This window comes from Pseudomonas sp. X10 (genome assembly GCF_054889225.1).
The window spans coordinates 2,018,345-2,038,593 of the sequence record NZ_CM142677.1 but is presented as its reverse complement, the minus strand read 5'-3'; the positions used below and the strand labels follow the sequence as shown (position 1 = coordinate 2,038,593).

The window sequence follows — 20,249 nt, the reverse complement described above, 5'->3', positions numbered from 1 at the left end:
GGATCACCTGCAACGCGACCGGGAATGCAAGGCCAGCAGCCCCCTAAGTGTTGTAGGTGATCCGGTTGATCCACCACAGGCACTCGCCGGTAGGCGTCTGCACCACGGCTTCATCCCCTTCTTCCTTCTTCAGCAGGGCACGCGCCATCGGCGAGTCGATGGAAATGTAGTCGTTGCGCCCATAGATTTCGTCATGCCCCACGATCCTGAAGGTGCGGGTCTCGCCGGCCTCGTTCTCGATCTCCACCCAGGCCCCGAAGAACACCCGCCCCTCCTGTTCGGGGGCGTAGTGCACTACCCGCACATCTTCCAGACGCTTGCGCAAGTAGCGGACCCGACGATCGATCTCGCGCAGCAGCTTCTTGTTGTACTGGTAATCGGCGTTCTCGCTGCGATCCCCAAGCGATGCTGCCCAAGTCACCTTCCGAGTGACGTCCGGACGCTTTTCACGCCACAGGTAGTCGAGTTCCTTCTTCAAGGCCTCGTGGCCTTCCGTGGTGATGATGTTGGTGCTCAACCTGCCGTCTCCTCACTGCAGTCTCGGTGTTCAAGCGCGCAAGCTTACCGAAGAATGCCCCTGACCCATCCCGGAGATTGGGCCGTTCAGCGACGGGTGATCAGCCCTTGGCGCGCCACTCGGGTCAGTTGGCCAATCACCTCGGCAGCGTCCTGAACGGAAGGCGACTGGATCACCGCCAGGTCGAAGCGGTCATTGGCATATTGGCCAAGGCTGGCAGAGTTCTCAATGAACTGGACGAGGAAGGCCCTGGCCTGGCCCTTGCGCCGTTGCCAACCATCGAGGTGGCGCAACAAGGTAGGCTGGTGCTGACCACCGAGCAGAATGCGCGGCGTGCGGGAAGCCTGGCTGGCAGGCAGGGGGCTTAGACAGACACTGGTACGTGGACAACTCATGGAGTGCATTCTCCGCCTCGCAAATCCCGCTGGGCAGCGGTGGGAGGCGTCACCGAACCAGCGCTTTAGCGGTATTCGGATAAGCCGTCGAGGCGTCTCGCGCGCCCCGCAAGTAGCTGTTTAAATCGGCGCAAGGCAGCATCCTAGAGAAGCTGCGGGCACACTGTCAACATCGTCCGCGCGCGTACCTGTAAAAAACCGCGATCGATTCATTTGCGCCCGGCCACCCGCTCCAGCGATGCCCGCTCGCGGTTGAATGCCAGGAAGTACTTGTTGACGCTGTTGACGAAATTGACCGGCCCCATGCCAACCCGCTCCATGGCGATGCGTTCGGTCTGGAAGAACCATTGGTTGCCATTCAAACCACGCCGCCGCGCTTCGGCACGCATGGCCTGGACCCGTTCCGGCCCAACATTGTAGGCCGCCAGGATGAAAGCCATACGCTCACGCTCGTTGAGCTGTGGGCTGGCGAAAAACTTGCGCCGGATCAATGCCAGGTAACGAGCGCCGGCCTGGACATTGCCATCGACATTGGCGGTATCGCTCACCCCTACCCGCTGCGCTGCCGCCGGCGTGATCTGCATCAGTCCATGGGCGCCTCCGGCCCCGCGTGCCGCCGGGTTGAGCGTTGACTCCTTGAAGGCCAGCGCGGCCAGGTTGAGCCAATCCATCTGTTGGGCCGCGGCATGTTTCTGCAGTACTGGGCGCAGCGACTCCAGGCGCTTGCGCTCGCGGCGGGCCAAAGGGTTGTACACCTTATAGTGGTTCCGGTAGATACGCTCGAAGGCAGCATCCTGGTTTTTCGGCGCATGGTAGCCCAGCAGGAATCGGTCGACGGTGGCCAGCAATAGGGTCGCATCACGCCGCACATACCAGCGCATGGCGTCGGGCTGGGTAAGCCGCAAGCGGTTGTTCAGGCGCAGGCGCGGCATCACCCGGGCCCAACGCTGGGCGATCGGTCGCTCGACCACGGTCAGGTGATAGATGCCAGCCTGGACCAGCTCCAGCACATCCTCGACAGCCAGGCTCGGGTCCACCCATTCCACCTTGATCGGCGCCAGCTTGCGCAAGGCCAGCCTCTGGTTGATTTCATTCAGGGCAGCACCTGCGGCACTGGCGCTAGGCAGGGCAATGGTACGCCCGGAAAGCTGCTCCACCCGGCCGAAGTTGCGTTCGCCCTTGCGCCCTACCAGCACTAGCGCCACCTTGTCGAGAACGGGAGCGCTGGCGCTGAGGCCACGGATAGAACGGGGTTCAAGCAACTCTCCCGGCGCGGCCAGATCGCCCTCGCCACGCTGCAAAGCGCCGAGCAGTTGCGCCTTGCCTCGGGGAATGACTTTTACACGGATCTGCTGACCCTCAGGGACACCGGCGTTCAGGTAACGCTCCAAGGCACGCAGCCGGTGGTACTCGATACCCACCGGCTCACCCTTGACCTCGCCAGAGCTGTTGCGGCTCTGGTTGACCAGCACACGCAGGACCTTGCTGCTGCGGATCTGCGCCAGGTCGCGGGTCTGGCTGCTCGGCACGTTCAGTTGCGGGCCAGGCAGGCTCGCCTCGGCCGGCGTGGACACCAGCCCCCCCACGCCTAGCACGAATGCCAGCAACAGTTGCAGCGTGCGAGAAGCTATGTGCGGGATGAGGGTTGGCATCATGATCGGGTCAGTCCATGACAGTTGACCGCAAAAGACCGCGACAACAGATTGAAGTTCTTGGTTTTTTTGAAAATCCCCAGGTTTTGCTATGCTGGCCGGCCCGCGGCACGAGGTAACACCATGCAACTCATCGACATCGGCGTCAACCTGACCAACGCCAGCTTCAACGACCAGCACCAGGCAATCGTCGAGCGTGCCGCCGCCGCAGGCGTGGTGCAGATGCTGCTCACCGGCACCAGCCTCAAGGGCAGCGAGCAGGCACTGGAACTCTGTCAACGCCTGGACGAACCCGCGCAGAATTTGTTCAGCACCGCAGGCGTGCACCCGCACGATGCCAGCACCTGGACTGGCGACAGCAGCCGTCAGCTTCGCCATCTGCTGGAGCATTCCCGGGTCAAGGCCGTCGGTGAATGCGGCCTGGACTTCAATCGCGATTTCTCCCCACGCCCGCAGCAGGAGAAAGCCCTGGAAGAACAACTGGCGCTTGCCGTCGAACTGCAGATGCCGGTATTCCTTCACGAGCGCGACGCCAGCACGCGCCTACTGGCGATCTTGAAGGACTACCGCGACCAACTGCCCGCTGCCGTAGTGCATTGCTTCACCGGTGAGCGCGAGGCGCTGTTCGCCTACCTGGATCTGGACCTGCATATCGGCATCACCGGCTGGATCTGCGACGAGCGCCGCGGCACGCACCTGCAGCCGCTGGTCGGCAACATTCCAGCCGGCCGCCTGATGCTGGAAAGCGATGCCCCCTACTTGCTGCCGCGCAGCCTGCGCCCCCGACCGAAGAACGGGCGCAACGAACCGGCCTACCTTCCCGAGGTCTTGCGGGAGGTGGCATTGCACCGCAGGGAAACGCCGGAACGAACAGCCGCCCACACCACCGCCTGCGCACGCGCCTTCTTTCATCTGCCTGAGGTTTCTTGACGCATATCAAGACCTGAGATTTCCAGGCCGGACACAATGATGGCACCTTGCCAACAATGTATCCGCTCAACTCAGAGAAGACCTACCATGGGTGCCTGGATTAGCAATATTTCCCTGAAGTACAAGTTCTGGGCCGTCAATGCGGTGGCCTTCGTCACAACCCTCCTCCTCGTGCTCTACGCCGTATACCTGGAACAGCAGGCCCGGGTCGAGGCCTCGCGCTTCCAGGCCCAGGCCCAAGCCCAACTTCTGGCCGCCTGGCCAGCCGGGCAACCCCTGCCCAACGGCATCCCTCTCCTGAGTTGGCAAGACGGCCAGACGCCGACCTATGCCGGCGTCCCCCTCGATACCCTGCGTGATGGCCAGGGCTGGGTAGACCTGCCCGGTGCCTGGCTGATGGGTGAGAACCCTCTGCACGGTGCCCAGGTGATCCGCCAGGGCGAGCAGCGGTTGGCGGTACTCGCCCAATCGCCCAGCCTGCTTGAAGTCTTCACCGACCGTTTCAGCCGTTATGCCGTGTGCGTGATGATCCTCATGCTCGCCATGCTCGGTGCCTCGCAGTTACTGATCCGCTTTCTGCTTAGCCAACTCAACACACTCAAGGACGTGATGCTGCACGTCGAAAAGACCGGCGATCTCTCGGCGCGCGTACCTTTGGCCTGCGGCGACGAGGTGGGCCAGATGGCCAGCGCCTTCAATGCCATGCAAGCCACCTATCACCGCGTGGTCAACACCGTGGCACGCACCGCCGCGCAACTGGACTCCGGTGCCGCCCGCCTGGCCGCGAGCATGGACGAAGTGCGCCACGGCATGCTCGGCCAACAGAGCGAAACCGATCAGGCTGCCACCGCGATCAACGAGATGTCTGCCACCGTTTACCATATCGCCCAGCACGCGGGAGCTACCCGTGACTTGTCGCAGACCGCAGACAACTTGGCCGGCAGCGGGCAGGCCGTGGTCAGCCGGGTGCAGGACTCCATTGCCGGCCTGTCCAGTGGCGTCCAGCAGACCGCCGAGATGATTCGCCAATTGGCCGATGACAGCCACAAGATCAATGGTGTGGTCGGGGTCATCCACAGCATCGCCGAGCAGACCAACCTGCTGGCACTGAACGCCGCCATCGAGGCCGCCCGCGCTGGTGACCTAGGCCGCGGCTTCGCCGTGGTCGCTGATGAAGTGCGCAACTTGGCCAAGCGCGTGCAGGCGTCCACCGACGAGATCACTACCATGGTCGCCGCACTGCAGTCCGGGACCCGCGACGCCGTGGAGTTCATGCAAGAGAGCTCGTACAAGGCCGATGATTGTGTCAGGCAAGCCCGGGAAGCGGGTGATGCCCTGGCGGAAATCACCAGCGCAGTGGCGCAGATGCGCGAAAGCAACACGCAGATCGCCGTGGCGGCCGAACAGCAGAGCCAGGTGGCCGAGGAAATGAACCGGGCAGTGGTGAGCATCCGCGATGTCACCGAGGAAACCGTGCAGCAGACCGTAGGCTCGGCCACCACCAGCAGCGAGCTAGCGACCCTGGCCGGTGAGCTGAACAAGGCCATTGGTCAGCTCAAGCTATAAATACTATAGGCAGCATCGATTGGCCCCCTTCCGGGGGCCAAACTAAGCTTTTGGCATGACCCAGAGGAAATGCCCATGAGCAAACGCCTGCCCAACCTGGCCGCCTGGCAATGGCGCGGCTACCCGCAAAATCACCGCCATCCGACCAATCTGGTACTGCATCTGATCGCCGTTCCGCTGTTCATCCTCGGCGTGCTGCTGGTGCTGTCCGGGCTGTTCGGCCTGGACCTGGGGCAAATCGCGGTCGGCATCATTTCCCTGATCGCCAGCCTTGGCCTACAGCGCCAGGGTCATCGCCTTGAAGCTGAACAACCGGAGCCTTTCGCCAACCGCAAGGATGCCGTGAAACGGCTGCTCACCGAGCAGTTCATCACCTTTCCGCGCTTCGTCCTCAGCGGCGCCTGGTGGCGCGCCTGGCGCGAGCGCCACAAGCATCGGCGCTAGGCGAACACTGTCACCGTCTGCCGGCTCAGCGCCAGCAGCGCTCCTTCGGCCGTCCACAGGGCGGCTGACGCATGCCCATAACCATCGCGGGCATGCTCGGTTTCGGCACAGTACTGGCACCATTCCAAGGTCGACAGCCGAGGCATCGGCTGAACGAACTCGATGGTCCAAGTCAGGGTACTGCCAGCCGCCGGTTGCTTCAGATGCGACAACAGGGTCAACGGCCAGGCATCCACCAACACGAGCAAGTGAGCTTCGCTGAGAGGTTCTTCGTCCACCTCGCGCAAACGCACCCAACCACCCATCTGCCGCGACGTATCCTGGGTGAAGGGCAAGCCACCGATAGCCCAGCGCAACGCTACATGGCGAATGAACTCGGGGGTCACCCCCTTGATGTAGGGAAGCTCAGGCGTGGCCTGCTCCAGCGGTTTCATCAACGTCGGTGGCAAGGCGGGCACCTCGACGCTGGACTCGCGGCCTGCGCCAAAACTGCCTTGCATCAGGGTGACCACCTGGCCGCCCTGCACCGCCCGCCCCTGCAGCGAGCTGACCGCCTTGCCTTCCCGCAGCACTTCAATCTCGAAGCTGATCGGGACTTCCGGCTCGGCCGGGCCAACGAAAGTGATTGCCAGGGAGCGTACCGGACGGGCGTCATGCACCTTGCCGCGCATGGCTTCGAATAGCAAAGCGGCCATCAGGCCACCGAAGCTGGCACGGCCCTGGGCCCAACTGGCAGGCACGCTGACAGCCTCGGGCTGCATGCGCACCGCTGCCAGCAACTGTGTAAAGTTCATAGCCACCTCGTCCCTTGCAGGAAAAGTCCGATCTTAACCAGCAAGCCATGGATCGGCAGCCCGCATAATGGCCATTTCAAGAGGTTATCGGCGCACCAAGGCAGCCTGCAAACGCTCCAGGGTGGCATCAGCCTTCTGCTCGGCCTCATGCAATTCTTCCTTCCAGGCTGCCACGCAAGGCGCCAGGTCGGCTTGCTGCTCAGCCTGCAACAGCCATTGCAAACGGTCGTGCCAATCACCCAAATCGCCCTGTGCCCGCTTGAGCAGGCGCTGCACCTTCTTGCCCGCATGATCCAGTTGCGGATACACCGCATCACCATAACGCACCCGCTTGATCAGTAACCGCAAGCGGTGGCGGTCATGGGCCGGGTCTTCAAGCGCCTTTTCAAGCTTCCGCCATTGTTTACACAAACGCTTGTCGATGCGCTTGCCCAAGCGGCGAGCCAGCCCCTCACGCTGCGAAGCACGCAGAAACAGCGGAAAGGCGTCGATGATCACCAAAACGCGCTTGAGCTGCGCGCTCGCCGCAACACCGGCGAAGGTCTGCGCCCTCCCCACCAAACGCCCCTGCCCAGCCTCGCTCTGGCCCCGCGCAAGCAACTCCGCCGCCAGCACCTCACGGTCACGCAATGGGGTGGTCAGGGTACCCAGGGACCTTGCGGCATCCTCCAACTGATCGACGCCGGGCAGGTCGCGCAATGGCCGCAACAGGCTGCGCAGGCGCCTCAGGGTGGTACGCAAATCATGCAAGGCCTCGCTGTCGGTATTAGCGGCAAGACGCTCTTGGCAGGCCAGCAGGCGTACCTGCAGGGCCAGCACCTGGATCACCACATGGTCGAGCATGGCGGACATGGGATTCTCCTCGGTCAGCGCCCGGCGCGGGATTCACGGATGTAGAAGCGCGCCTTCTCAGACTTGTTGGTGCAGCCTTCAAAGGCCTCGAACTGCTGCTGGGTCTTGGCGCCGGTCAACAGCGACAGCGCCTTGGAATAACTGACGGTACCGGCAAAACCTTCGGCCTTGGCCAGGTCAAGTTCCTTCCACGCCGCATCCAGCTGGTTGGCACAGCTGTCACGGTAGGCCGTCTTGCCCGCACAGCCAGCAAGAGCCAGGGCGATCAGGGGAAGGCAGATCCAGGCTTTCATTACTAATACCTCAAAGGTGGGAATCTTGGTGGCTGTTCGACGGCAATCCAGGCGGAAAGTGCCCTGCTCAGCGTAGCCCAGCGCGCAAGGCGATTGAAGCACGGATACGAATGGGTGCATTGTTAGACCAATAGACCCTTGCGGGGAGGCATCATGAGTAAACGCGTGGCACTGGTTCTGGGCTCGGGAGGTGCGCGGGGCTATGCGCACATCGGGGTGATCGAGGAAATCGAGCGCCGTGGCTACGAGATCGCCTGCGTGGCAGGCTGCTCCATGGGTGCAGTGATCGGGGGCATCTATGCTGCGGGCAAACTCGACGAATACCGCCGCTGGATCGAAAGCCTGGACTACCTTGATGTACTGCGCTTGGTGGATGTCAGCTTTCGCCTCGGCGCAATCCGTGGCGAAAAGGTCTTCGGGCAGATCCGCAAGATCGTTGGCGAGGTCAACATCGAGGACCTGCGCATACCCTACACCGCCGTGGCCGCCGACCTCACCAACCAGCAGGAGATCTGGTTCCAGGAGGGTTGCCTGCATCAGGCCATGCGGGCCTCGGCAGCGATACCCAGCCTGTTTACCCCGGTCGTGCAAGGCAACCGCATGCTGGTCGACGGCGGCATCCTCAACCCCCTGCCAATCATTCCCGTAGTGTCCAGCCATTGCGACCTGATCATCGCGGTCAACCTTAACGCCACCAACCAGAAGCAATACCAGTTGCCGGTCATCGAACGCCCAGCGGCCTTCAAGATGCGCTTCGACAGCCTGATCAGCTCGCTGGGGTCACGCCTGCCCTTTCGGCGCAAACCGGCCGAGCAACTGATCCGCCTGGAGCAGGAAATGGCCGCAGAGGCCTTGCAACCTCCCACCGCCAACCCCTGGCTCAACGAAACGGCCGACCCGGAAGCCCAGCAACCCGCCGCCGCTCCGGAAAGCGACGGCGCCCCCAAGTCGGCTACCGGCTCGTTCATCATCGACAACGTCGGCCCCGCCTCCTTGCTCGACCTTATCAACCAGAGCTTCGAGGTGATGCAAACGTCCCTGGCGCAGTACAAGATCGCCGGCTATCCACCGGATGTACTGATCAACGTGCCCAAGCGTGTGTGCCGGTTCTTCGAATTCTACAAAGCGCCGGAACTGATCGCCCTGGGTCGGGAAATCGCCCGCGACACGCTGGACAACTACGAGAACGAACGACGCTGAGCGCAGAAACGAAACAGGCCGCATAAGCGGCCTGTTTCGTCATGGGACATGCACTCAGTAGCGGGTGATGTCCGCGCTGGCCTCCAACTGCTTGCGGTAGGCCGCGAAGTCCTGCTGCCCAGCACGCGAAGCGAGGAAGCGACGGTAGGCCGCCTTCTCTTCGTCGGTGGCGGCAGCACCTTCGTTGACCCCCTTGAGCTGCAGAACGACCAGGCTGCCATCAGCCAGGACCACGGTGCCGTACACCGGTTTGTCGTTGGTTTCAGGCTTGCCCATGCGGAACAGCGCCTGCAGTTCGGCCGGGTCGATGCCCTCCTCGCCGCGGCTCACCGCTTCCTGGACCTTCCACTGCTGGCCATCCAAGGCTGCGTCCGCGGCGATGGAGCCATCACGCAGGCCAGCGATGAGCTTCTCGGCCTTGGCCTTGAGTTCGGCAGTAGCCTTCTCCTTGACCAGATGGGCACGGATGCTTTCGGCAACCGATTCCAGAGGCAACTGTGCAGGCTTGCGGTGCTCTTTGGCACGCAGCACGACCACGGTCTCCGGGTCCAGCTCGATGGCATTGCTGTTGGAGCCTTCGTCCAGCACTTCCTCGCTGAAAGCCGCCTGGATCACCGCTCGGTTGGCCGTGATGCCCTCGCCGCCTTCACGACCGAATGGCTCGGAGGTCTGTACCGTCAGGCCCAGCTCCTGGGCCGGCTGGGCCAGGTCCGAGGCCTCGAACGCCGAGTCTTCCAACTGTTTGGTCACTTCGACGAAACGCTGTTCAACCTGCTGGGTCTTCAGCTCGCGGGTCAGTTTGTCCTTCAGGCTGGCGAAAGTCGGGACTTCCGGCGCCTCGACGCCCAACAGCTTGATCAGGTGGTAGCCGTACTCGGTGCGCACCGGCGCCGAGACCTGGTCTTTGTTCAGCGCATACAGCGCCTCTTCGAAAGCCGGGTCGTAGACGCCCTGGCCAGCATAGCCGAGGTCACCGCCATTGCTGGCCGAACCTGGATCCTGGGAGAACTCCTTGGCCAGGGCGGCGAAATCCTCGCCCTTGTCCAGGCGTTGCTGGATCTCCTCGATGCGCGCCTTGGCCTGGGCATCGCTGACCTGGTCGTTGACTTCGATGAGGATGTGAGCGGCATGACGCTGCTCGGCCAGGTTGGCGATTTCCTTCTCATACAGCGACTTGAGCGCGTCTTCGCTGACGCTGACCTGGTCGAAGAAGGAAGACTTCTTCAGCTCGATGTATTCGATGACCACCTGGTCAGGGCTCATGAACTCCTTGGCGTGCTCGTCATAATGCGCCTTGACCTCATCATCGCCGACCTGGACGGAGGCCGTGTCAGGCTTGAAGGTCAGGGAAGCGAAGTCGCGAGTCTGCTTCTCCAGGCGGGCGAACGCCTCGACCTGCTTGTCGGTGACGAAGCTGCTGCCGGCCAGACCGGTGCGCAATTGGCCAATCAGCATTTCCTGGGCCAGCATCTCGCGGAATTGCATACGCCCGTAACCCATCTGGCGGATGACCTGGTCGAAACGCGCAGCACTGAACTTGCCGTCTTCCTGAAACTCCGGCGTCTGCAGGATCAGTTGGTCCAGCGCAGCTTCGGAGAAGGCGAACTTGGCATCCTCAGCGCCCTGCAAGAGCAACTTGCGTTCGATAAGGCCCTTGAGCGCCGCTTCACGCAGCATCTTCTCGTCGAGCAGCGCAGGGTCGAAGTCCTTGCCCAACTGTTGCATCAGCTGGCGGCGCTGCATGTCGACGGCCTGGCTCAGCTCGTTCTGGCTGATGGTCTGGCCGTTCACCTTGGCGGCGTCCTGGCTATGGCTGGTGGCCTGGAAGATGGCATCGAAGCCGGTCAACGCCATCAGCACGACGATGAGGCCAATGATGGTCTTGGCAATCCAACCTTGTGAATTGTCCCTGATATTCTGCAGCATGCGTCCCCCAGAAACGGTTGTACCACTGCATCGACAACCGCGGAGAGTGGGTAGAATCCTGATAAAAGAAAGGCGCATCCGAGGATGCGCCTTTTCTTAAGCAAACGTGTCAGGCGGGAACGTTTGCGGCCCCCGCCGCACGTGCTCGGACCTGGGCACGCCGGGTCCGGCTGAAAGAGACGACTTAGTTGACGGCGTCTTTCAGGCCTTTGCCAGCCTTGAAGCCTGGAACCTTGGCAGCAGCGATCTTGATCGCCTTGCCGGTTTGCGGGTTACGACCAGTGCGCTCGGCGCGCTCCTTGACGGAGAAAGTACCGAAGCCAACCAGTACGACATCATCACCTTGCTTCAGGGCGCCAGTGACGGATTCGATCACTGCGTCCAGCGCACGGCCGGCTACAGCTTTCGGGATGTCAGCGGATGCGGCAATAGCGTCAATCAGTTCCGACTTGTTCACTCTAAGTCCCCTTATATCTCTATTGAGTTTGTTTCTAAGTATGTAATGAAAAGCTTGTAATCGAGCGCTGGGTGGCCTGGTGACACTTGGGTGCCGCTTTATAACAAGGGCCCGAAAATACTGTCAAGAAAGCCCCCCAGCGAAATACGTACTAGTGCGTGCTGATTCTTTCCTTGGCATCGCTGTCGCGCTTTTCATCCTTTGCGACAATCTCCGGAGCCACATCTGGCAAGGGCTCCGGGGCGTATTGCAGCGCAATTTGCAGGACTTCGTCAATCCATTTGACCGGTTTGATTTGCAGATCCTGTTTGATATTTTCAGGAATCTCCTTCAAATCGCGAACATTCTCCTCCGGAATGATCACCGTCTTGATCCCACCGCGGTGTGCTGCCAGCAGTTTTTCCTTCAATCCACCGATGGCCAGGACCTGACCGCGCAGGGTGATCTCGCCGGTCATTGCCACATCGGCACGCACCGGAATCTGCGTCAACGCCGAGACCAATGCGGTGCACATGCCGATACCCGCGCTCGGACCATCCTTGGGTGTCGCCCCCTCCGGCATGTGGATGTGCACGTCGTGCTTCTCGTGGAAGTCGGCGGCAATGCCCAGGCTGCGCGCACGGCTGCGCACCACGGTCTGCGCGGCGGTGATCGACTCGACCATCACGTCGCCCAGCGAACCGGTCTTGATCAATTGGCCCTTGCCGGGAATGACCACGGCTTCGATGGTCAACAGCTCACCACCCACCTGGGTCCAGGCCAGGCCGGTTACCTGACCGATCTGATCCTGCTGCTCGGCCAGGCCGTAGCGGAACTTGCGCACACCCAGCAAGTGTTCGAGCTGCTCGCTGCTGACTTTGACCAGCACCTGCTTCTGCCCGGTATGCTCCTTGACCACCTTGCGGCAGACCTTGGCGATCTGGCGCTCCAGGCCACGCACACCGGCTTCACGGGTGTAGTAGCGGATGATGTCGCGGATCGCCGAGACCTCGATCTCCAGTTCGCCCTTCTTCAAGCCATTGGCCTTGATCTGCTTGGGCGTCAGGTACTTGACCGCGATGTTGATCTTCTCGTCCTCGGTGTAGCCCGGCAGGCGGATGATTTCCATGCGGTCAAGCAGCGCCGGTGGAATGTTCATCGAGTTCGAGGTGCAGAGGAACATCACGTCGGAGAGGTCGTAGTCGACTTCCAAGTAGTGATCGTTGAAATTGTGATTCTGCTCCGGGTCGAGCACTTCCAGCAGCGCCGAGGCCGGATCGCCACGCATGTCGCTGCCCATCTTGTCGATCTCGTCGAGCAGGAACAGCGGGTTGCGCACACCCACCTTGGTCATCTTCTGGATCAGACGCCCCGGCATCGAACCGATGTAGGTGCGCCTGTGGCCACGAATCTCAGCCTCGTCACGTACGCCCCCCAAGGCCATGCGCACGAACTTGCGGTTGGTGGCGCTGGCGATGGACTCGGCCAGGGAGGTCTTGCCGACGCCAGGAGGACCGACCAGGCACAGTACCGGCCCGCGGATCTTCTTGACGCGCTTCTGCACCGCGAGGTACTCGAGGATGCGCTCCTTCACCTCGTCCAAACCGTAATGGTCGGCGTCGAGAATTTCCTCGGCCTTGGTCAGGTCCAGACGCACCTTGCTCTGGGCCTTCCACGGCACCTGTACGAGCCAGTCGAGGTAAGAACGGACCACCGTGGCTTCCGCCGACATCGGCGACATCTGCTTGAGCTTGTTCAGCTCGGCCTGGGCCTTGGCGTAGGCATCCTTGGGCAGGCCGGCAGCGTCGATACGCTTTTTGAGCTCCTCGACCTCGTTGTGACCTTCATCGCCGTCGCCGAGCTCTTTCTGAATGGCCTTCATCTGCTCATTCAGATAGTACTCGCGCTGGCTACGCTCCATCTGCTTCTTGACCCGGCCACGGATGCGCTTCTCGACCTGTAGCAGGTCGATTTCGGCATCCAGCAACGCCAGCACGTGCTCGACACGGGTCGGCAGGTCGATGATCTCGAGGATTTCCTGCTTCTGCTCGATCTTCAGGGCCATGTGCGCGGCCATGGTGTCGACCAGCCGCCCAGGCTCCTCGATGCTGTTGAGCGAGGACAGCACTTCGGCCGGGACCTTCTTGCCCAACTGCACGTACTGCTCGAACTGTGACAAAAGGCTGCGTACGAAGACTTCCGACTCGCGGTCCGGAGCCTCGGCTTCGTCGATCAGAGTGACTTCGGCACGGACGTGCCCTTCGACTTCGGTGAACTGCTCGACCGCACCACGCTGCTCACCCTCGACCAGCACCTTAACGGTGCCATCGGGTAGTTTCAGCAGTTGCAGCACAGTGGCAATGGTGCCGACGCGGTACAGGGCGTCCTCACCCGGATCATCATCGGCAGGATTCTTCTGGGCCAGCAGGAGGATCTGCTTCTCGCCCGTCATCGCGGCTTCAAGGGCCTCGATGGATTTCTCGCGCCCCACGAACAGCGGGATAACCATGTGCGGGTAAACAACGACATCGCGCAATGGCAAAAGAGGCAAGTCGAGGGTGGTCTTCATGATTTCGCCTCTACAGCGGCCTTATGGCCGGAAACCGGTGGAAATTGTGCATGGAGCTAATGTGGGGGCAGGCCCGCAAAAAAACAAGCTCTAGGGCCTGTTACGCCTCATTTACGCCTGTGCGGTCCAGGTCGGAAAAAGCAGAAAGGGGCCAAAAGGCCCCTTTCTGCTGGTTGCGACCACAAAACGACTCAGGCGTCTGGCGCAGCCTTGGCTTGCGGCTCGCTGTTCTCGTAGATCAGCAGGGGCTGCGAAGTACCGTCGATGACGCTCTCATCGATCACCACCTTACTGACCTCCTTCTGCGAAGGAATCTCGTACATGGTGTCGAGCAGCACGCCTTCGAGGATCGAGCGCAAGCCACGGGCGCCAGTCTTGCGCTCCAAGGCTTTGCGTGCGACAGCCTTGAGCGCATCGCTGCGGAACTCCAGGTCGACGCTCTCCATCTCGAACAGCTTGGCATACTGTTTGGTCAGGGCGTTCTTCGGCTCGGTGAGAATCTGCATCAGCGCCGCCTCGTCCAGCTCATCGAGGGTCGCCAGTACTGGCAGACGGCCCACGAACTCGGGGATCAGGCCAAACTTGACCAGATCGTCCGGCTCGACTTCACGCAGCGACTCGCCCACCTTCTTGCCTTCCTGCTTGCTGCGGACCTCGGCACTGAAGCCGATACCGCCGCGGGTGGAGCGGTTCTGGATGACCTTTTCCAGGCCAGAGAACGCACCGCCGCAGATGAACAGGATGTTGCGCGTATCGACCTGCAGGAATTCCTGCTGCGGGTGCTTTCGGCCGCCCTGGGGAGGTACCGAGGCTACCGTGCCTTCGATCAGCTTGAGCAACGCCTGCTGCACGCCCTCACCCGATACATCGCGGGTGATCGATGGGTTGTCCGACTTGCGCGAGATCTTGTCGATCTCGTCGATGTAGACGATACCCATCTGGGCCTTCTCTACGTCGTAGTCGCACTTCTGCAGCAGCTTCTGAATGATGTTCTCGACGTCCTCACCCACGTAACCAGCTTCGGTCAGGGTGGTGGCGTCGGCGATGGTGAAGGGTACGTTCAACAGGCGCGCAAGGGTTTCGGCGAGCAAGGTCTTGCCCGAACCGGTAGGCCCGATGAGCAGGATGTTGCTCTTGCCGAGTTCGACTTCGTCGCCCTTCTTGTCGCGCTGGTTCAGGCGCTTGTAGTGGTTGTACACCGCTACGGCCAGGACCTTTTTCGCGCGCTCCTGACCAATGACGTACTGGTCCAGGATGGCGCTGATTTCTTTCGGCGAAGGCAATTTATGCGCGCTGCTCTCGGCCTGGGCTTCCTGCACCTCCTCACGGATGATGTCATTGCACAGGTCGACGCACTCGTCGCAGATAAATACCGAGGGGCCGGCAATCAATTTGCGCACTTCATGCTGGCTTTTGCCGCAGAAGGAGCAATAGAGCAATTTGCCGTTGTCCTCGCCGTTACGGGTGTCAGTCATTCGATCGATCCAATCCGGTAGGCTTGCAACACAAGATGAAGGCAATTGCGGGCTTTTTCAAGTCCACAGGTAGGCGGAATACCCGCCTACCTGCCCTGGCACCTGGTTTCAGGAAGCCAGTTGCCGCTTGTCGTAGACCGAGTCGATCAGGCCGTACTCGGCTGCGCGCTGTGCGCTCATGAAATTGTCGCGTTCAGTATCGCGCTTGATGGTTTCCAAGTCCTGGCCGGTGTGATGGGCCAGCAGTTCGTTCAGGCGCGCCTTGATGGAGAGGATCTCCTTGGCGTGGATCTCGATATCCGTGGCCTGGCCCTGGAAGCCGCCCAGCGGCTGGTGGATCATCACCCGCGAGTTAGGCAGGCAGTGACGCTTGCCCTTGGCGCCGGCAGCCAGCAGGAACGCGCCCATGCTGCAGGCCTGGCCGATGCAGATGGTCGAGACGTCCGGCTTGATGAACTGCATGGTGTCGTAGATCGACATGCCAGCAGTGACCGAACCACCCGGCGAGTTGATGTACAGATGGATATCCTTGTCCGGGTTTTCCGCTTCAAGGAACAGCAGTTGCGCTGCTACCAGATTGGCCATGTAGTCCTCTACCGGGCCGATCAGGAAGATCACCCGCTCCTTCAACAGGCGCGAGTAGATGTCATAGGCGCGCTCGCCACGAGCGGATTGCTCGATAACCATCGGGACCAGACCGCCTGCGGCCTGGATGTCAGAGCTCTGCTGATAATAAGAATTGCGGGACATGTCCTGCACTCACTCCCAAATAGTCATGTCTTGAATACGCACAAGCCAGCGCGAAGGCTGGCTTGTGGGGTTTTCCTACGAGAGAAGGAAATCAGTCAGCGGCAGGTGCCTGTGCTGGCTTGACAGCTTCTTCGTACGAGACCGACTTGTCGGTCACAGTCGCTTTCTGCAGGACAGTATCTACAACTTGCTCTTCCAGCACAACCGAACGGACCTCGTTCAGTTGCTGGTCGTTCTTGTAGTACCAAGCGACAACCTGCTCAGGCTCCTGATAGGCCGAGGCCATTTCCTGGATCATTTCGCGAACACGCTCTTCGTCCGGCTTCAGCTCGTTCTGCTTGACCACTTCAGCGACGATCAGGCCCAGCACGACGCGGCGCTTGGCCTGCTCTTCGAACAGCTCGGCCGGCAGTTGCTCAGGCTTGATGTTGCCGCCGAACTGCTGCACAGCTTGCACGCGCAGACGGTTGACTTCGTTTTCCAGCAGCGCCTTCGGCACCTCGATCGGGTTGGCGGCCAGCAGACCGTCCATGACCTGGTTCTTGACCTTGGCCTTGATCGCCTGGCGCAGTTCACGCTCCATGTTCTTGCGAACTTCGGTGCGGAAGCCTTCCAGGGTGGTTTCCTTGATGCCGAACTGGGCGAAGAAGGCTTCGTTCAGCTCAGGCAGCTTAGGCTCGGAAACAGTGTTGACGGTGACGGTGAACTCAGCAGCCTTGCCGGCCAGGTCCAGGTTCTGGTAGTCCTCGGGGAAGGTCAGGGTCAGGACGCGCTCTTCACCCGCCTTGGCGCCGACCAGGCCGTCTTCGAAGCCAGGGATCATGCGGCCGGAGCCCAGGACCAGTTGGGTACCCTTGGCAGAGCCACCAGCGAAAGCTTCGCCGTCGACCTTGCCGACGAAGTCGATGGTCAGTTGGTCTTCGTTTTGCGCGGCGCGCTCGACGGCTTCGAAACGGACGTTCTGCTTGCGCAGCACTTCCAGCATGTTGTCCAGGTCGGCATCAGCGACTTCAGCGCTCAGGCGCTCGACGCTGATCGAGTCGAAGCCGGCAACGGTGAACTCAGGGAAGACTTCGAAAATGGCGACGAATTCCAGGTCCTTGCCCTTCTCGAAGGATTTCGGTTCTACGGCAGGGGCGCCAGCCGGGTTCAGCTTCTGCTCGACCACGGCTTCGTAGAAGGAAGCCTGGACCAGGTCACCGAAGGCTTCCTGACGGGCTGCGTCTTCGTAACGCTGACGGATCACGCTCATAGGCACTTTGCCAGGACGGAAGCCTGGAACCTTGGCGCGACGGGCAGTCTGTTGCAGACGCTTGTTGACTTCGGTCTCGACGCGCTCGGCCGGAACGGCGATGGTCATGCGGCGCTCAAGAGCGGAAGTGTTTTCAACAGAAACTTGCATGGATATTCCTCGTTGCACAGACGTTAGCCGGCGATAGCCCGACTCCAGAATCAAGGGCGAACATTCTAGTGACTCATACACCAGAAGTCACCCCGTTCAAGATGACGAGCAGCAACGCCGGTCGATTTCGTTCAGTGGCCCGGCGAGAACTTCGCCGGAGCCTATTCAATAGAGGTTGAGCGGCACCTGCAGGCGGTAAACCCAAAGCATGGCCACACAACTGAAAAACCTTGTCAAACAACTGCCATTACGGAGCTTCGAGCCCCGTCACGGAGCCGACTCATCGATCCCATTGCACTGGCAGTACTCTTCCCAGCCCATGCCCAGCGCTTCGGCGACCTCGCGATGCACCTCCAAGCGCATGGCATGCAACTCCTGCGCGGAGCCGGCGACCAGTTGCAGCGTCAGCTCCCAGGGCTCTAGCCCCTGCTCCTGTGCCGCATCCTCGAACGCCCACTGGATCTGCTGGGCCTGCTCATGGGCATCCAGCGTTCGGATTTCCTCGAGCAACTGCGGATTGGCCTCGGTGAAACGTTGCAAGGCCAGGGCCTGGCGAGCTTCTTTTGCAATCATGCGATTATTCCTTTTCTGGCAGCTTGGGCCAGTCTTCCAACCGGCTGAAATCTATCAGCTTTTACCTGCATGCCACCAGTACCCCGGCACGCTCGCACGGCCGGCAATTCCCAGCCTCCATCAACACGCCCCGCAAGCACCAGGCACGTGGCGACGATAACGCAAACACAAACCATTACTAATTGATAATCAATCTCGATATACTGCACACCCGTTTATTGTGCCAAGCCGGTATCCCAGCATCGATGGACACACCACACGCCCCTGCCGCCAATGCCTATCTGGCAACGCTCTACCATGACCACCACCCCTGGCTGAAGCGCTGGCTGCGCAGCCGCATCGGTTGCTCGGAGCACGCCGCAGACCTGGCCCAGGACACCTTCCTCAGCATTCTTGGCTCCAAGGACCTGTTCGGCATCCGCGAGCCTCGCTCGTTCCTTTCTACCGTGGCCCGGCGCCTGATGGCCAATGCCTACCGTCGTCGCTTGGTCGAAGAGGCCTACCTGCAAGCCCTGGCCATCCTGCCCGAGGCCGTGGAGCCGGACCCGGTGGTGCGCCTGCAGGCATTGCAGGCCCTGACCGAGCTGGACCGCCTGCTCGACCAGCTACCGGGCAAGGTCCGCGAAGCCTTTCTGTTGTCGCACCTGCAAGGCCTGAAGATCGCCGAGATCGCCGAACGCCTGGAGGTCAGCACCCGCTCGGTGAAGCTCTATCTGGTGCGGGCCAACCAACATTGCTTCTTCGCCGACCTGGCATGAATGACAACCCTACTACCTTCAGCCCGCGCACCACGCGTGAAGCGGCGCAATGGCTGACGCGGGTCATGGACGGCGAGCTCACCCCCGCCCAAGAGCAAGCGCTTCGCCAATGGCGGGCCGCCGATGCGGAAAACGAGCGGGCCTGGCAGCACATCCAAAACCGACGCCGGCGCCTAGCGGGGCTCGACCCGCAGGCCGGCTATCAAAGCCTGAAGCAGGTGGATGTCGGACGCCGCCGAATCGTGCGTAACCTGCTGACGCTGGCAGTGATCGGTGGCGGAGCCCCGCTTGCCTACCGTCAATGGCGCGCTGACGATACATCGCTCCTCAGCCAGGGCGCCACAGCGCCCCGCACCTTCGTGCTCGACGATGGCAGCCAGCTCACCCTGGATGCACAGAGTGAGGTGGCCGTGCAGTTCGACACCCATCAACGCACCTTGCACTTGCGCAGTGGCCGCCTGCTGCTCACCACCGGCAAGGATCAAGGCCGGTCGCACAGGCCGCTGCAGGTTGCCACGCCACAAGGCCGCGTGCTGGCACTGGGCACACGGTTCAGCGTCGAACTGCAGGCCAGCGTGAGCCACGTATCCCTGTTTGACGGCATGGTCGAGCTGTACCCGCTGAACACCGACCACCCGCCCCTGCGCCTGACGCCCGGCCAGCGCGGCGAGCTGCGCGAACAGAGCGCCGAGAGCGATCGTCAGCCCGCGCTTGAACCGGCATGGAGCCAGGGCCTGCTGATTGCCGATGCCATGCGCCTGGACGCCTTCATCGCCCGGCTCGGCCGCTACCGCCCCGGACTGCTGCGATGCGGCAAGACAGTGGCCGGGCTGCACATTTCCGGGGTCTACCCTGTGGCTGACACGGACAAGGTGCTCGATGCCCTGACCCATGCCCTGCCCTTGCGCATCGTGCGCCGCACACGCTATTGGGTCACGGTCGAAGCGCGCTAGCGGATGAGTTCGATGCGCAACGCCCGATCCTCATCCACTCGCACCTTCGCCTGGGCGCCGAACACCTGGGCGATACGCCCGGCAGTGAGCACCTGCGACGGCGGCCCGTCGGCCTGCAGGTGGCCACCTTCGAGCAACCAGAGGCGATCGCAATAGCGCGCAGCCAGGTTGAGATCATGCAGCACGCAGACCACAGCGGTGCCGGGGCGGCATGCCAGACGCCGCAACAGACGCATCAGGCTTTGCTGCTGGCCGATGTCCAGGGCGCTGGTGGGCTCGTCGAGCAGCAGCATGCGCGGCAGCTCATCTCCCGCCGGTGCCGGGTCGGGGCTAATGGCCAACTGGTTCAATGCCCGAGCGATAGTCACTCGCTGCAACTCCCCTCCCGACAACGACTGCACGCCACGTTCGAGTAGGTGGAGGATATCCAGCGCCTCGAGAATCCCCGGCAGCGGCGCGCCAGCATGGGCCTGGCCCAGCCGGATGAAGTCCCGGACCCGCCAGTCGAAGGCATTCTCGGCCTGCTGGGTGACCAACGCACGGTGTCGCGCCAACTGCTGCGCCGGGTAGTCCTCAAGCTGCCGACCAAGCAGACGCACCTCGCCAGAGTGCGGCGGACGGTAACCAGATATCAGCGACAACAGTGTGCTTTTGCCGGCGCCATTGGGGCCGATCAGGCCCAGTAACTGTCCCCCTTCGACTCGTGCGCTGATCGGCGCCAGCGGGAACGGTTGGTCGAGACGGGTTTCGAACAATTCGAGCAT

General features: G+C 61.7%; 20 protein-coding genes. 6 read left to right on the top strand and 14 right to left on the bottom strand.

Annotated elements, in window-relative coordinates:
- Positions 1-43: 43 nt before the first annotated feature.
- The 3 genes from greB to ACYU03_RS09380 all read right to left on the bottom strand — a co-directional run bounded on the left by greB (position 44) and on the right by ACYU03_RS09380 (position 2,567).
- Entirely contained in the window at positions 44-517 is a 474-nt protein-coding gene (greB, locus tag ACYU03_RS09390; RefSeq protein ID WP_461890025.1) for a transcription elongation factor GreB, read from the bottom strand.
- Positions 518-603: 86 nt separating this feature from the next.
- Positions 604-912, bottom strand: coding sequence for a hypothetical protein (locus ACYU03_RS09385; RefSeq protein WP_461890023.1), 309 nt, complete (start codon positions 910-912; stop codon positions 604-606).
- A 209-nt stretch (positions 913-1,121) separates the two neighbouring features.
- On the bottom strand, positions 1,122-2,567 hold the full coding sequence (locus ACYU03_RS09380; RefSeq protein WP_461890021.1) for an MltF family protein: 1,446 nt from the start codon (positions 2,565-2,567) through the stop codon (positions 1,122-1,124).
- 120 nt (positions 2,568-2,687) lie between these two features.
- On the opposite strand from ACYU03_RS09380, the gene ACYU03_RS09375 reads away from it, so the two are divergent.
- The 3 genes from ACYU03_RS09375 (at position 2,688) to ACYU03_RS09365 (ending at position 5,504) form a co-directional block, all read left to right on the top strand.
- Complete coding sequence (locus ACYU03_RS09375) at positions 2,688-3,494, top strand: TatD family hydrolase (RefSeq protein WP_461890019.1); 807 nt, start codon at positions 2,688-2,690, stop codon at positions 3,492-3,494.
- A gap of 87 nt (positions 3,495-3,581) precedes the next feature.
- Positions 3,582-5,060: a methyl-accepting chemotaxis protein gene (locus tag ACYU03_RS09370; RefSeq protein WP_461890017.1), complete on the top strand. Its 1,479-nt coding sequence runs from the start codon at positions 3,582-3,584 to the stop codon at positions 5,058-5,060.
- 75 nt (positions 5,061-5,135) lie between these two features.
- On the top strand, positions 5,136-5,504 hold the full coding sequence (locus tag ACYU03_RS09365; protein WP_461890015.1) for an Mpo1-like protein: 369 nt from the start codon (positions 5,136-5,138) through the stop codon (positions 5,502-5,504).
- Here ACYU03_RS09365 and ACYU03_RS09360 read toward each other — a convergent pair.
- From ACYU03_RS09360 to ACYU03_RS09350, 3 genes are all read right to left on the bottom strand, one after another.
- Positions 5,501-6,298 (bottom strand): acyl-CoA thioesterase, encoded by a 798-nt coding sequence (locus ACYU03_RS09360; protein WP_461890013.1) that lies wholly within the window; start codon positions 6,296-6,298, stop codon positions 5,501-5,503. The genes ACYU03_RS09365 and ACYU03_RS09360 overlap by 4 nt on opposite strands.
- 84 nt (positions 6,299-6,382) lie before the next feature.
- Positions 6,383-7,150: a CHAD domain-containing protein gene (locus ACYU03_RS09355; RefSeq protein WP_461890011.1), complete on the bottom strand. Its 768-nt coding sequence runs from the start codon at positions 7,148-7,150 to the stop codon at positions 6,383-6,385.
- Between the two features lie 14 nt (positions 7,151-7,164).
- Positions 7,165-7,443 carry a hypothetical protein gene (locus ACYU03_RS09350; protein WP_461890009.1) on the bottom strand — a complete coding sequence of 93 codons (279 nt, stop codon included), beginning with the start codon at positions 7,441-7,443 and terminating at the stop codon, positions 7,165-7,167.
- A gap of 153 nt (positions 7,444-7,596) precedes the next feature.
- Here ACYU03_RS09350 and ACYU03_RS09345 point away from each other — a divergent pair, with 153 nt between their 5' ends.
- Complete coding sequence (locus ACYU03_RS09345; RefSeq protein ID WP_461890007.1) at positions 7,597-8,643, top strand: patatin-like phospholipase family protein; 1,047 nt, start codon at positions 7,597-7,599, stop codon at positions 8,641-8,643.
- Positions 8,644-8,697: 54 nt separating this feature from the next.
- On the opposite strand, the gene ACYU03_RS09340 is transcribed toward ACYU03_RS09345, so the two are convergent.
- The 7 genes from ACYU03_RS09340 to ACYU03_RS09310 all read right to left on the bottom strand — a co-directional run bounded on the left by ACYU03_RS09340 (position 8,698) and on the right by ACYU03_RS09310 (position 17,774).
- Entirely contained in the window at positions 8,698-10,569 is a 1,872-nt protein-coding gene (locus tag ACYU03_RS09340; protein WP_461890005.1) for a SurA N-terminal domain-containing protein, read from the bottom strand.
- 184 nt (positions 10,570-10,753) lie between these two features.
- Positions 10,754-11,026: a nucleoid-associated protein HU-beta gene (gene hupB, locus ACYU03_RS09335; protein ID WP_011533117.1), complete on the bottom strand. Its 273-nt coding sequence runs from the start codon at positions 11,024-11,026 to the stop codon at positions 10,754-10,756.
- A gap of 151 nt (positions 11,027-11,177) precedes the next feature.
- Complete coding sequence (gene lon, locus ACYU03_RS09330; protein ID WP_461890002.1) at positions 11,178-13,574, bottom strand: endopeptidase La; 2,397 nt, start codon at positions 13,572-13,574, stop codon at positions 11,178-11,180.
- Between the two features lie 191 nt (positions 13,575-13,765).
- Entirely contained in the window at positions 13,766-15,049 is a 1,284-nt protein-coding gene (gene clpX / locus ACYU03_RS09325; RefSeq protein ID WP_461890000.1) for an ATP-dependent Clp protease ATP-binding subunit ClpX, read from the bottom strand.
- 108 nt (positions 15,050-15,157) lie between these two features.
- Positions 15,158-15,799 carry an ATP-dependent Clp endopeptidase proteolytic subunit ClpP gene (gene clpP, locus ACYU03_RS09320; protein ID WP_461889998.1) on the bottom strand — a complete coding sequence of 214 codons (642 nt, stop codon included), beginning with the start codon at positions 15,797-15,799 and terminating at the stop codon, positions 15,158-15,160.
- 91 nt (positions 15,800-15,890) lie between these two features.
- The gene (tig, locus tag ACYU03_RS09315; RefSeq protein ID WP_461889997.1) at positions 15,891-17,201 is read right to left on the bottom strand and encodes a trigger factor; all 1,311 of its coding nucleotides are present in this window, start codon (positions 17,199-17,201) and stop codon (positions 15,891-15,893) included.
- A 267-nt stretch (positions 17,202-17,468) separates the two neighbouring features.
- Positions 17,469-17,774 (bottom strand): DUF6388 family protein, encoded by a 306-nt coding sequence (locus ACYU03_RS09310; protein ID WP_461889995.1) that lies wholly within the window; start codon positions 17,772-17,774, stop codon positions 17,469-17,471.
- Between the two features lie 245 nt (positions 17,775-18,019).
- On the opposite strand from ACYU03_RS09310, the gene ACYU03_RS09305 reads away from it, so the two are divergent.
- Together ACYU03_RS09305 and ACYU03_RS09300 are read left to right on the top strand one after the other, a co-directional pair.
- Positions 18,020-18,532 (top strand): sigma-70 family RNA polymerase sigma factor, encoded by a 513-nt coding sequence (locus ACYU03_RS09305; RefSeq protein WP_461889993.1) that lies wholly within the window; start codon positions 18,020-18,022, stop codon positions 18,530-18,532.
- Entirely contained in the window at positions 18,529-19,485 is a 957-nt protein-coding gene (locus ACYU03_RS09300) for a FecR domain-containing protein (protein ID WP_461889991.1), read from the top strand. The genes ACYU03_RS09305 and ACYU03_RS09300 overlap by 4 nt, the downstream gene beginning before the upstream one ends.
- Here the strand turns inward: ACYU03_RS09300 and ACYU03_RS09295 are convergent.
- Positions 19,482-20,249 (bottom strand): ATP-binding cassette domain-containing protein, encoded by a 768-nt coding sequence (locus tag ACYU03_RS09295; protein WP_461889989.1) that lies wholly within the window; start codon positions 20,247-20,249, stop codon positions 19,482-19,484. The two genes, ACYU03_RS09300 and ACYU03_RS09295, sit on opposite strands and share 4 nt — an antisense overlap.

Excerpts from the sequence above, each read along its gene's own strand:
- ACYU03_RS09365 (WP_461890015.1), top strand. The coding sequence starts at position 5,136 with ATGAGCAAACGCCTGCCCAACCTGGCCGCCTGGCAATGGCGCGGCTAC.
- clpX (WP_461890000.1), bottom strand. The coding sequence starts at position 15,049 with ATGACTGACACCCGTAACGGCGAGGACAACGGCAAATTGCTCTATTGC.
- ACYU03_RS09340 (WP_461890005.1), bottom strand. The coding sequence starts at position 10,569 with ATGCTGCAGAATATCAGGGACAATTCACAAGGTTGGATTGCCAAGACC.
- ACYU03_RS09355 (WP_461890011.1), bottom strand. The coding sequence starts at position 7,150 with ATGTCCGCCATGCTCGACCATGTGGTGATCCAGGTGCTGGCCCTGCAG.
- ACYU03_RS09380 (WP_461890021.1), bottom strand. The coding sequence starts at position 2,567 with ATGATGCCAACCCTCATCCCGCACATAGCTTCTCGCACGCTGCAACTG.
- ACYU03_RS09375 (WP_461890019.1), top strand. The coding sequence starts at position 2,688 with ATGCAACTCATCGACATCGGCGTCAACCTGACCAACGCCAGCTTCAAC.
- ACYU03_RS09370 (WP_461890017.1), top strand. The coding sequence starts at position 3,582 with ATGGGTGCCTGGATTAGCAATATTTCCCTGAAGTACAAGTTCTGGGCC.
- ACYU03_RS09300 (WP_461889991.1), top strand. The coding sequence starts at position 18,529 with ATGAATGACAACCCTACTACCTTCAGCCCGCGCACCACGCGTGAAGCG.
- tig (WP_461889997.1), bottom strand. The coding sequence starts at position 17,201 with ATGCAAGTTTCTGTTGAAAACACTTCCGCTCTTGAGCGCCGCATGACC.
- ACYU03_RS09385 (WP_461890023.1), bottom strand. The coding sequence starts at position 912 with ATGAGTTGTCCACGTACCAGTGTCTGTCTAAGCCCCCTGCCTGCCAGC.
- ACYU03_RS09295 (WP_461889989.1), bottom strand. The coding sequence starts at position 20,249 with ATGCTCGAATTGTTCGAAACCCGTCTCGACCAACCGTTCCCGCTGGCG.
- ACYU03_RS09350 (WP_461890009.1), bottom strand. The coding sequence starts at position 7,443 with ATGAAAGCCTGGATCTGCCTTCCCCTGATCGCCCTGGCTCTTGCTGGC.
- ACYU03_RS09360 (WP_461890013.1), bottom strand. The coding sequence starts at position 6,298 with ATGAACTTTACACAGTTGCTGGCAGCGGTGCGCATGCAGCCCGAGGCT.
- lon (WP_461890002.1), bottom strand. The coding sequence starts at position 13,574 with ATGAAGACCACCCTCGACTTGCCTCTTTTGCCATTGCGCGATGTCGTT.
- clpP (WP_461889998.1), bottom strand. The coding sequence starts at position 15,799 with ATGTCCCGCAATTCTTATTATCAGCAGAGCTCTGACATCCAGGCCGCA.
- ACYU03_RS09345 (WP_461890007.1), top strand. The coding sequence starts at position 7,597 with ATGAGTAAACGCGTGGCACTGGTTCTGGGCTCGGGAGGTGCGCGGGGC.
- ACYU03_RS09305 (WP_461889993.1), top strand. The coding sequence starts at position 18,020 with ATGGACACACCACACGCCCCTGCCGCCAATGCCTATCTGGCAACGCTC.
- ACYU03_RS09310 (WP_461889995.1), bottom strand. The coding sequence starts at position 17,774 with ATGATTGCAAAAGAAGCTCGCCAGGCCCTGGCCTTGCAACGTTTCACC.